This is a genomic window from Caulobacter sp., assembly GCF_035254145.1.
GTDB lineage: Bacteria > Pseudomonadota > Alphaproteobacteria > Caulobacterales > Caulobacteraceae > Caulobacter.
In genome coordinates, this window is the sequence record NZ_DATFAV010000347.1 from 1 (window position 1) to 11,605 (window position 11,605).

Below are 11,605 nucleotides of genomic sequence, written 5' to 3' on the forward strand. Positions count from 1 at the left end.
GGACGCTGTATGTTCGCAACAATTTCACCGACGGCATCAAGTACGCCGGCAACACGCAGGACAACGGTTTCTTCTACACCCCGCCCCCCGGCTTCACGGGCACCGACACGGCCAGCTTCTTCGGCATCGACAACAGCTTTAACGACCTCCCCGGCACGGTGACCATCACCGTCGTCTCGGCCTCCCCCACGGCCAGCAGCTTCACCTACGGCTCGACCGTGGCCTACAATACGGGCGGCGCCTCGGCGACGACGTTCAGCGTCACCGGCAACGTGACCAACAGCCCGACCAGCTACGCCGTCGGCTCGGCCACCACCACCGGCGGCGGCTCGGTCAGCATCAACAGCTCGGGCACGGTGTCCTACACGCCCCTGGCCGGCTTCCGGGGCAATGACACCTTCACCTTCACCGCCACCAACGGCTCGGGAACCTCCGGATCGGCCACGGTCACGGTTCCGGTCGGCAATCCCACCTTCAGCGTCACCCTGCCCGCTTCGACCGGCACGGTCGGGACGGCGTATAATTCCGGCGCCTCGGCGGTCTCCGTCTCGGGCGGCAAGGCCCCCTATTCCAGCTTCTCGGCCACGGGACTGCCCGCCGGCCTCAGCATGAACAGCTCGGGCGTCATCTCCGGCACGCCGTCGGCGGCGACCAACGCCACGGTGGTGGTGACCCTCACCGACAGCTCCACCGGCACGGGCGCCTACACCTCCACCGCCAGCGCCAGCCTGACGATCAGCGCGCCGACCACGCCCGTGGCCAGCGGCTTCACCTATGGCTCGACCGTGGCCTACAACACCGGCGGCGCCTCGGCGACGACGTTCAGCGTCACCGGCCACGTGACCAACAGCCCGACCAGCTACGCCGTCGGCTCGGCCACCACCACCGGCGGCGGCTCGGTCAGCATCGACAGCTCCGGCACGGTCTCCTACACGCCGTTGGCGGGGTACCGGGGCAATGACACCTTCACCTTCACCGCCACCAACGGCGGAGGAACCTCCGGATCGGCCACGGTCACGGTTCCGGTCGGAAATCCCACCTTCAGCGTCACCCTGCCAGCCTCGACCGGCACGGTCGGGACGGCCTACAATTCCGGCGCCTCGGCGGTCTCCGTCTCGGGCGGCAAGGCCCCCTATTCCAGCTTCTCGGCCACGGGACTGCCCGCCGGCCTCAGCATGAACAGCTCCGGCGTCATCTCCGGCACGCCGTCGGCGGCGACCAACGCCACGGTGGTGGTGACCCTCACCGACAGCTCCACCGGCGCGGGCGCCTACACCTCCACCGCCAGCGCCAGCCTGACGATCTCGGGCGCGACGATCACCCTGCCCGCCACCAGCCTTGCGGCCGGAACGCCGGGCGCGGCCTATTCGGCCACCCTGAACGCCGCGACCGGCGGCACCGCGCCTTACAGCTACGCCGTCACCTCCGGCGCCCTGCCGACGGGGGTGAGCCTCAGCGCGGCCGGCGACCTGTCGGGGACGCCCACCGCCGCGGGAACCTTCAACTTCACCGTCACCGTCACCGACTCCAGCACCGGAACCGGCGCGCCCTTCACCGGCAGCCGCGCGTTCACCCTGACCATCGGCGCGCCGACCGTCAGCCTGGGCGCGTCCAGCCTGACCGACGCCACGATCGGCGCGGCCTATTCGGCCTCCCTGCCCACGGCGACGGGCGGCACGGCGCCCTACAGCTACGCCGTCACGGCGGGCGCCTTGCCGACGGGGGTGAGCCTCAGCGCCGGCGGCGCCCTGTCGGGCACGCCCACCGCCGCGGGCGCCTTCAACTTCACCGTCACGGCGACGGATTCCAGCACCGGGACCGGCCCCTTCACCGGCAGCCAGGCCTACAGCCTGACCGTCGGCGCGCCGACGGTCTCGCTGCCCGCCACCAGCCTGACCAGCGCCACGGTGGGGACGGCCTATTCGGCCACGCTCAACGCCGCCACCGGCGGGACCTCGCCCTATGGCTACGCCGTCACGGCGGGCGCCTTGCCGGCCGGGGTCACGCTCGGCGCCGCCGGCGCCCTGTCGGGGACGCCCACCGCCGCCGGCAGCTTCAACTTCACCGTCACGGCGACGGACTCCAGCACCGGGACCGGCGCGCCGTTCACCGCCAGCCGCGCCTATAGCCTGAGCGTGGGCGCGCCGACCGTCTCGCTGCCCGCCACCAGCCTGACCAACGCCACGGTCGGGGCGGCCTATTCGGCCACGCTGAACGCCGCCACCGGCGGCACGGCGCCCTATGGCTACGCCGTCACGGCCGGCGCCTTGCCGGCGGGGGTGAGCCTCAGCGCCGGCGGCGCCTTGTCGGGAACGCCCACCGCCGCCGGCGCCTTCAGCTTCACCGTCACGGCGACGGACTCCAGCACCGGGACCGGCGCGCCCTTCACCGGCGCCCGCGCCTACAGCCTGACCGTCGGCGCGCCGACCATTTCGCTCCCGGCCACCAGCCTGACGGCGGGAGCCTCCGGAACGGCCTATTCGGCGACGCTGAACGCCGCCAGCGGCGGCACGGCGCCCTACAGCTACGCCGTCACGGCCGGCGCCCTGCCGGCGGGCGTGACGCTCAGCACGGCGGGCGCGTTGGCGGGCACGCCGACCGCGACGGGAACCTTCAACTTCACCGTCACGGCGACGGACTCCAGCACCGGAACCGGCCCGTTCACCGCCAGCCGCGCCTACAGCCTGACGATCGGCGTCGGCACGGTGGCGATCGCGCCCGCCAGCCTGCCCAACGCCGCGCAAGGCACGGCCTACAGCCAGACCATCAGCGCCAGCGGCGGCCTGGCGCCCTACGCCTTCGCGGTCACCGCCGGAACCTTGCCGGGCGGCCTGAGCCTGAGCGGCGCGGGCGTGCTCAGCGGAACGCCCACCGCCAACGGAACCTTCAACTTCACCGTCACCGCCACCGACTCCACCAGCGGAACGGCCGCCACCGCCAGCAAGGCCTACGCCCTGGTGGTGAACCTGCCGTCCGCCCCGACGGCCGCGGCGGTCTCGGCCACCGTGGCCGCCAACAGCAGCGCCAATCCCATAACCCTCTCGCTTGGCGGCGGGGCCGCCACCAGCGTCGCGATCGCCACGGCCGCCGGCCACGGGGTGGCCACGGTGTCGGGCCTGACCATCACCTATACGCCCACGGCCGGCTATTCCGGGACCGACAGCTTCACCTACACCGCCACCAACGGCGGCGGGACGTCCGCGCCCGCCACGGTGACCATCACGGTGACCGCCCCCACGCTCGTCGTCTCGGGAAGTCCGCCGTCCGGCGCGGCCGCGTCCGCCTACAGCGCCAGTTTCTCGGCCTCCGGCGGCACGGCGCCCTACGCCTTCACGGCCAACACGGCTCCGCCCGGCCTGAGCCTCAGCGCCGCCGGCGTCCTGTCGGGCACGCCCACCACGGCGGGAACCTTTCCCATCCAGATCACCGCCACCGACGCCAATGGCGCAACGGGCCTCCAGACCTTCTCGATCGCCATCGGCGGACCAAGCCTGACGATCAGCCCGAACGCCCTGGCGCCCATGACCGTGGGAATGGCCTTCAGCCAGGCGTTCACGGTCTCCGGCGGACAGGCGCCCTACGCCTTCGGCGTCTCCGGCGTCCTGCCGGACGGCGTGACGTTCGACTCGACCAGCGGCGTGCTGTCCGGAACCCCGACGAGCGAAGGCGCCTTCTCCTTCACGATCACGGGGACCGACTCCACCACCGGAACCGGCGCGCCGTTCTCGGCCAGCGCCAGCTTCTCCTCCAGCGTCGGCGCCCCCGTGCCGCCGGTGGTGAAGCCGTTCACCATCACCCCGCCCGTGGGCGACAATCGCACGGTGATCGACCTCACCCCCCTGATCAACGGCTTCTACACCACGGTCTTCATCGTCAAGCCGCCCCAGCATGGCGTCGCCCAAGTGTTCGGCCTGGCCCCGTCCAGCGCCCCGGCTTCATCCACCTCGGACGGGCGGGCGTCGGCCCCTCGCGCCGCCGCCAGCATCGAGATCGTCTACACGCCCGAGCCCGGCTATGTGGGGATCGACAGCTTCACCTACGCCGCGTCGGGCCCGGGCGGGACCTCGATCCCGGCCGCCATCAGCATCGACGTCGTCACCGCGTCTCCGGTCACCGCGGCCGATGTCGCCAAGACGATGGTGAATGTCCCGGTCACCATCGCCGTCACGGCCAATGACGCCGGCCCGCTCGACTCGATCGCGATCGCCACTCCGCCCCAGCACGGTACGGCGGTCGTTTCGGGCCTCGCCGTGATCTACACGCCGGCGACGGATTTCTCGGGGACCGACACCTTCACCTACACCGCGCACGGCGACGGCGGGACCGGCGCTCCGACGACCGTCACGGTGAGCGTCAATCCCCAGCCCCTGGCCGGCGCGCCGATCACGGTCAACATCCTGGCGGGCCAGACCGCGATCGTCGACCTGACCGCCAACGCGCGCGGCGGCCCCTTCACGGGCGCCGCCGTGACGTCGCTCGCGCCCAGCGCCGCCGGAACGACATCGATCACCTCGCCCTCGACAGGGGCCTACAGACTCAGCTTCACGCCGGACAACGCGTTCGTCGGGACCGCGGTCCTGCGCTACACCCTGTCCAACGGCTTCGCGACCTCCGCGCCCGGCCTTGTCACCATCATCGTCTCCGCCCGCCCGGATCCCACGGCCGACGCCGAGGTCCGGGGGCTGATCGCCGCCCAGGGCGCCGCCGCCCGGCGCTTCGCCAACGGCCAGATCGGCAACATCAGCCGGCGACTGGAACAACTGCACAACGGCGGGGGCGGGAACCGCTACGGCGTCACCCTGCAGGGGGGCCAGATCCGGCGGGCCGACGGCCTGGAGGCGATGGAGCGCTATCGTCGCTACGGCCGCCTGGACGACGGCGAGGGTCCCGTCGAACGCCTGGGCGTCGATGCGCTCCGTCTTCGGGACGGCGCGGCCGACGCTCGCCCCAGCAACGGCGGCGAGGGCGGACGACCGCCACGCTGGAGCACGTGGATGTCGGGCGCGGCCGACTTCGGCTCGCGGGACGCGACCAGCGCCCAGAAGGGCTTCCGCTTCACCACCGACGGCCTCACCGCCGGCGTCGACTACCGCCCGGCGCCGGGCCTGGCGGTCGGCGTGGGGGTCGGCTACGGCCATGACTCCAGTCGCGTCGGCCATGACGGCACGAAGAGCCAGGCCGACGGCTACAGCGCCAGCCTCTACGCCAGCTACCAGCCCATGGAGAAGGTCTTCATCGACGCCTTGGCCGGCTACGGCTCGCTCGACTACAAGACCCGGCGCTACGTGACGGCGACCAAGGAGCTGGTTCATGGCGATCGCGGCGGCGACCAGCTGTTCGCGGCGCTGACCGCCAGCCTGGAGCAACGCCGCGGTCCGTGGATGATCTCGCCTTACGGCCGGATCGGCGTCACCCGCTCCAAGCTCGATCGCTTCAGCGAGACCGGCGGCGGCCCCTACGCCCTGACCTATCAGAGCCAGACCCTGCGCACCCTGACCGGAACCCTCGGACTGCGCGGCGACTACCGGTACGAGGTCTCGTTCGGACAGGTCGCGCCGCGCTTCCGGGTCGAGTATGCGCACGACTTCGAGTCGCCCGGCGACGTCAGGCTGAACTACGCCGACTGGCTCAACGGCCCGACCTATCGGCTGAAGGAGGATCGCGCCGATCGAAACGAGACCCGTCTCGAACTGGGCGTGGACATCCTGACCGAAGGCGGCCTGCGGATGGGCGTGGACTTCGACAACACCCTGTCGGCCAACACCGACAGCCGGGGACTGCGGGTGTCCGTCAGCACGTCGTTCTAAGCCTCCCCCGTGGGAAGTGGCCCGCCTCGTGGTCAGGTTGGGAACCAGCGCAGGGAGCCCGGCGCCTCGAGACGGCGAAGGGCTCTTCCGGCCCCTACCCCGCCGCCGCCTCGCGGCCTGGGGCGCGGGCCAGGCAGCGGTCCATGACCGAGAGCAGGTTGCGCAGGTCGATCGGCTTGGCGACATGGGCGTCGCAGCCGGCGTCCAGGCAGGTCTTGATCTGGGCCGACATCACGTCGGCGGTCAGGGCGATGACCGGCAGCCGGGCGAAGCGCGGGTCCTGGCGCAGGCGGCGGGTGGCCTCCAGCCCGTCCATCACCGGCATGTTGACGTCCATCAACACAAGGTCGATCGGTCGCTGGGCCAGGGTGTCCAGCGCCTCCTGGCCGTTCTCGGCCTCGACCAGCTCGCACTCGAACGGCTCCAGGAACAGGCGGATGACCCGGCGGTTGACCGGATGGTCGTCGACCACCAGCACGCAGCGGCCGTGCAGGGCGGCGAAGCCGGGCTCGGCCTCACCCGTCTCGCCGTCTCCCGCCGGAGTCTCGGCCGGCTCGGCCGGGTCGACCAGCATCTCGATCGTGAAGACCGAGCCCCGGCCCTCCTCGCTCTCGACCTTGATCTCGCCACGCATCATCTCGACCAGCCGCCGGGTGATATTGAGCCCCAGACCCGTGCCGCCGAAGTTGCGGGTGGTCGAGGCGTCGGCCTGGGTGAACGGACGGAAGAGCTTGGCGACCGTGGCCTCGTTCATGCCGATGCCGGTGTCGGAGACCCGCAGGCGCACGCGCACGCGGCCGAAGCCCTCAAGGGGGTCTTCCTCGGGATAGCAGGCCAGGCCGACCTCGACCTTGCCCTCGGTGGTGAACTTCAGGGCGTTGGACACCAGGTTGGTCAGGCACTGGCGCACCCGCACGCCGTCGAACAGCAGGGGACCCGGCGCGGCGCTCTCGACCCGGAACGACAGGGCCACGCCCTTCTCGCGGGCCGTGGGTTGATAGCCACCGACCAGCCGCGCGCAGCTCTGGACCAGGTCGCCGGCCGTCGGGGCGATCTCCAGCTTGCCGGCCTCGATCTTGGACAGGTCCAGAATGTCGTTCAGCAGCACCAGCAGGGTGTCGCCGCTGTCGAGGATCAGGTCGACCTGCTCGCTCTGCTCGGGTGTCAGTTGGTCGGACCGCATGGCCTGGGCCAGGCCCAGCATGCCGTTCAGCGGCGTACGCAGCTCGTGGCTCATCACGGCCAGGAAGGCGGACTTGGCCTGGTTGGCGGTCTCGGCCCGTTCCTGGGCGCCCTTCAGGCGGCGCGAGGCGCGGCGCTGGTTCAGCGCCCAACCGACCCCGCCGGCCACCAGCACGCCCAGGAGCAGGGCGATGACGACCGAGGCGCGAGCCAGGCTTTGGGACAGGCGCACCTGCTCGTTCAGCCGCCGGCTCTCGTCGCGCTTGGCGCGCAGCTCGCTGTCCAGGGCCGCGGAGATCTCGGCGACGCTGCGGGCGTGCTCTCGCCCGGTGCGCAGGGTGTCGTCCTTGCGCCAGGCGTCCAGCTTGCGGAAGGCCTGCGCCCCGCGCCCCTCGGCCTGGTCGATATAGGCCTCGATCAGGGCCTCGGCCTGGGGATCGCGCTGGGTGAGAACGGTGGAGACCTCGGCCAGCCGCTTCAGGTCCGCGCGCGCGGCGGCGGCCATGCCCAACTGACCCTCGGCCACCGCGCGCTGGCGCAGCATGATCACCTGTAGCCGGCGCGAGGGGTTGTCGATCACCGGCGCGGCGTTGGCCAGGCAGGCCAGCACCTGCCGCGGCTGATCGGCCAGGCCCGCGATCTTGCCGCACAGGAAGCGGTCCCAGGTCAGCAGGGCCGGATCGCCCGCGCCCACGGTCATGCGATGGTGCAGGTCGGCGAAGCGCCGCGCCTGGTCCAGCTCTCCCAGGTCGGCGGCGGTGAAGGCGATGTCGTAGATGCGCTCGATCTTGCGGACGTAGAAGGCGTCGCGCTCGTCCAGCTCGGCCGCCTGGGTCATGTGGTCCAGGGCGCCTTCCTTGTCGCCCATGTCCGACAGGGTGTAGCTGTGGACCTGGTGCAGCTCGGCCAGCAGCGGCTGAGCGATGTCGCCGCGCCGTTCCAGCTCGCCGGTCAGCTCGGCGGCCAGACGCGCGGCCTGGGCCCAGCGTCCCACCTGGCCCAGGTGGCGGACCCGTTCGATCCCCGCCATCAGCCGCAGGTCGGGACCGGACTGGCTCATGAACCGCGCCCAGTCGGGATCGGTGAAGGCGCGGAAGCCGTGGGTCTCGTGGCGATAGGCCAGCACCTCCAGGTCGACCAGGGTCGAGAGGTGCGTGTCGTGGTCGCGCCGCGCGACCTGGCGGGCCCGCTCGGCCCAGGCGTCGAACCGGTCCTCGATCTGGTTGCTCTTATAGGCGTAGAGAACCCGCCACAGATCGTAGAGCCGCGCCTGGCCCCGCTCTTCGAGCGCCCGGCGCCCGGCGCGCTCGATGTCCTCGTTGTCGCGAGGCGGCCGGGCCTGGACCGCGCCGATCCGGTGGCTCAGTTGGTCCAGGCGCTGGGCCAGCGGCGCGCTCGATTGGGCCCAGGCGGCGCTCGCCGCCAGGGTTCCGATCAGCGCGATAGAAGTCAGAAGCCGCCGCAAATCCGCTTTCCTGGGGTTTCGGCCAGCCTTGCGGCAACAGATGTAGGACGGGTTAAGCTTGTCGCGGGGGTTGCGGGCTTGAGAGCGGGCGCGGCGAGACGCGAATAAGACGAGCCCACCACCAACGCTCCGTCATTCCCGCCCCCAGGGACCGGCTTTGCCGGCCCGAGGGGCGGGAATGACGGAAGTTGTGGGCTCGGAGCACCAGTCTCCCCCTAGATCGTCGCCCCGCCGTCCACGACCATCGCCTGGCCCGTCATGAAGCTGCCGGCCTGGGAGGCCAGGTACACCGCCGCCCCGGCCAGCTCGTCCGGCTCGCCGATGCGGCGCAGCGGCACGCCCTGGGTCGAGCGCTTCAGGGTCTCGGGATTGTCCCACAGGGCCTTGGCGAAGTCGGTCTTGATCAGGCCCGGCGCGATGCAGTTGACCCGCACGTTGTCCGGCCCGAACTCGTGAGCCAGGTTGCGGGCCAGCTGGAAATCGGCGGCCTTGGAGATGTTGTAGGCGCCGATGATGGCGTTGCCGCGCAGGCCGCCGATCGAGCTGACGATGATGATCGAGCCGTCCTTGCGCTCGCGCATCTCCGGCGCGACCATCGAGATCAGCCAGTGATTGCTGATGATGTTGTTGTCCAGGATCTTGCGGAACTGGTCGTCGGCGATGCCCGACATCGGGCCGTAATAGGGATTGCTGGCGGCGTTGCAGACGCAGATATCGACCCGGCCGAACGCCTTGTGGGTCTCGTCGACCAGGTTTTGCAGCTCTTCCTTGGAGGCGATGTTGGCCGGGACCGCGATGGCCGTCCCCGCCCCGTGCTTGGCGTTGAGCGCGGCGGCCACCTCTTCGCAGGGGCCCGCCTTGCGCGAGGAGATCACCACCTTGGCGCCGTGCTCGGCCATGCGCTCGGCGATCGCCTTGCCGATCCCGCGCGAGGACCCGGTGATGATCGCCACCTTGCCGGAAAGGTCGAAGAGGCTCATGAGGCGCTCCCTAAAACGTTTGTTTGAATTTCCGTCACAGTGGAGCCGGCGGACGCGCGGGTCAAGGCTCGCGACTTGATCTGGATCATCGCGCCCGCCCGCCGGCGGGACCAGCCTCGCTGGTCTCGCGAAGGGAGAAGCGCGATGGAACAGAAAGCCAGACACGACATCGTCCAGATCCTGGCGACCGGCCAGGATCTGACCGTGGCGACGGTCCGCGAGGACGGCTGGCCCCAGGCCACGACCGTCAGCTACGTCAGCGACGGCCTGTCGATCTATTTCGGCTGCTCGGCGGACTCGCAGAAGGCGCGCAACCTTGGGCGCGATCCTCGGGTGTCGATCGCCATCACCCTGCCCTACGGCCAGTGGGACGAGATCCGGGGCGTCTCCCTGGCGGGCCTGGCCCAGCGGATCACCGATCCCCAGCAGGCGATCGAGATCGGGCGGCTGTTTCTCGAGAAATTCCCGCAGGTCGGCCAGGCGTTCGACGCGGCCGAAGGCGGCGGGCTGGCGCTCTTCTGCGTGACGCCCAAGGTGGTCTCGATCCTCGACTACCGCCAGGGCTTTGGCCACACCCAGTTGGTCGAGGCGGGCGAGCTGGAGATCGAACCGGGCTGAACTTTTTTGGCGAGGCGTTGTCGGGAGGCTTGGCGCGGGTGCGTCCTTGGGACGAAATCACTCAGACAGGAGACGCCCCATGCCCCTCGACGCCGCCCCCGCCGCCGAAGACCGCGACCTCGTGCTGGAGCGCGTGATCGATGTTCCGCGCGAGAAGCTCTACAAGTGCTGGACCACGCCGGAGTTGATGCCCCAGTGGTTCTGCCCCAAGCCCTGGACCGTGTCGGACGTGCGGCTCGACGTCCGTTCGGGCGGGAACAGCTACCTCGTCATGAACGGCCCGAACGGCGAGCGTATCCCCCAGCCCGGGGTCTATCTGGAAGTGGTCCCCAACGAGAAGATCGTCTTCACCGACGCCTTCAGCGAGACCTGGAAGCCGTCGGCCAAGCCTTTCATGGTCGCCATCGTCACCTTCGAGGACCTGGGCGGCGGCAAGACCCGCTACCGCGCCGTGGCCCGCCACTGGAGCGTCGAGGACCGCGACACGCACGAAAAGATGGGCTTCCACGAAGGCTGGGGCATCGTCGCCGACCAGTTGGCGGCCCTGGCCAAGACGCTGTGACTCAGACCCCTCTCTCTATGAGAGAGGGGCTCGCGAGGCCCGCCCCTCGATCAGAGCCCACGCCACCGCCGCCGCGAAGGCGGCGCCGTAGCTCCAGAGGAGGCCGCCGCCGGCGAACATCAGCGACCGGTCTGACGCCCCGTAGATCTGCGGCGCCCAGCGGATCGCCCAGCCGTCCAGCATCATGGCCACCGCTCCCGTCACCGACACGCCGGCCAGCATCTGCTCGGGCTTCAGCCGTCCCACGAACCGGCACAGCCAGACGCTGAAGAGGCCCGCCAGCGGTGCGATCAGGGTTCCGCGCAAGGCCAGGTCCACGTCCAGCGCCCGCTCGGGATGGGCTCGCAGGCCATGGGTGACGAAGCCCCACATGGCCACGCCCAAAGCCGCCGTCACGACCACCTGCCAAGCCTTCAGCATCGCCAGCCTCCAAAATGTAGCATATGCTACGTTTCTATTTTCGTAGCGCCTGCTACAGAGGGAGTCAATGACTTCCTCCGACTCGTCCCACCGCCCCCCATCGGGCCCCAAGTCCCAGGCCAAGCGCGCCGCCCTGACCGGCCGCATCGCCGACGTGATGCTGGCCGAGGGCCTGGCCGGCATCCCGCTGCGCGACCTGGCCGCGCGGCTGGGCACCAGCGACCGGATGCTGCTGTACTATTTCGAGGACAAGGCCGAGCTGGTCCAAGCCGCCGTCGCCGCGCTGGCGGGGCGGCTGGACAAGGTGCTGGAGACGTCGCGCGTCTCCGGCCGCCGCCCCCCGGCGCAGGTGATGCGCGACACGGCCGCCTTCCTGGCCCTGCCGGACCTGCGACCGTTCCGCGCCGTATGGGCCGACATCCTGGCGCGCGGCGGCCGGGGCGAAACGCCGTTCGCCGCCATCGCCCGCGCTCAGATCGAAGGGGCCATCGCCAGCCTGGAAGAGCAGCTCGACCTCGCGGACGCCGCCGAGCGCCGCCGCGTCGCGGCCGCCATCCTGGCCGCCATCGAG

The 11,605-nt window shown here is 70.8% G+C and carries 7 protein-coding genes; 4 read left to right on the plus strand and 3 right to left on the minus strand.

The window, feature by feature from the left end; translation table 11 throughout:
• On the plus strand, window positions 1-5,807 hold a 5,807-nt coding region (locus VJ655_RS20370; protein ID WP_324114321.1), incomplete at its 5' end, for a putative Ig domain-containing protein.
• A gap of 94 nt (window positions 5,808-5,901) precedes the next feature.
• Here the strand turns inward: VJ655_RS20370 and VJ655_RS20375 are convergent.
• Window positions 5,902-8,454 carry a response regulator gene (locus VJ655_RS20375; RefSeq protein WP_324114323.1) on the minus strand — a complete coding sequence of 851 codons (2,553 nt, stop codon included), beginning with the start codon at window positions 8,452-8,454 and terminating at the stop codon, window positions 5,902-5,904.
• Between the two features lie 215 nt (window positions 8,455-8,669).
• Window positions 8,670-9,434: an SDR family oxidoreductase gene (locus tag VJ655_RS20380; RefSeq protein ID WP_324114325.1), complete on the minus strand. Its 765-nt coding sequence runs from the start codon at window positions 9,432-9,434 to the stop codon at window positions 8,670-8,672.
• 144 nt (window positions 9,435-9,578) lie between these two features.
• On the opposite strand from VJ655_RS20380, the gene VJ655_RS20385 reads away from it, so the two are divergent.
• Both VJ655_RS20385 and VJ655_RS20390 read left to right on the plus strand, forming a co-directional pair.
• Entirely contained in the window at window positions 9,579-10,052 is a 474-nt protein-coding gene (locus VJ655_RS20385) for a pyridoxamine 5'-phosphate oxidase family protein (RefSeq protein ID WP_324114327.1), read from the plus strand.
• Between the two features lie 79 nt (window positions 10,053-10,131).
• A complete protein-coding gene (locus VJ655_RS20390) occupies window positions 10,132-10,614 on the plus strand; it encodes an SRPBCC family protein (RefSeq protein WP_324114328.1) in 483 nt (160 codons plus the stop codon).
• A 15-nt stretch (window positions 10,615-10,629) separates the two neighbouring features.
• Here VJ655_RS20390 and VJ655_RS20395 read toward each other — a convergent pair whose 3' ends face one another.
• The gene (locus VJ655_RS20395) at window positions 10,630-11,034 is read right to left on the minus strand and encodes a hypothetical protein (RefSeq protein ID WP_324114330.1); all 405 of its coding nucleotides are present in this window, start codon (window positions 11,032-11,034) and stop codon (window positions 10,630-10,632) included.
• Between the two features lie 67 nt (window positions 11,035-11,101).
• Here VJ655_RS20395 and VJ655_RS20400 point away from each other — a divergent pair.
• Window positions 11,102-11,605: TetR family transcriptional regulator (locus VJ655_RS20400; protein WP_324114332.1), on the plus strand; the 504-nt coding region annotated here is incomplete at its 3' end.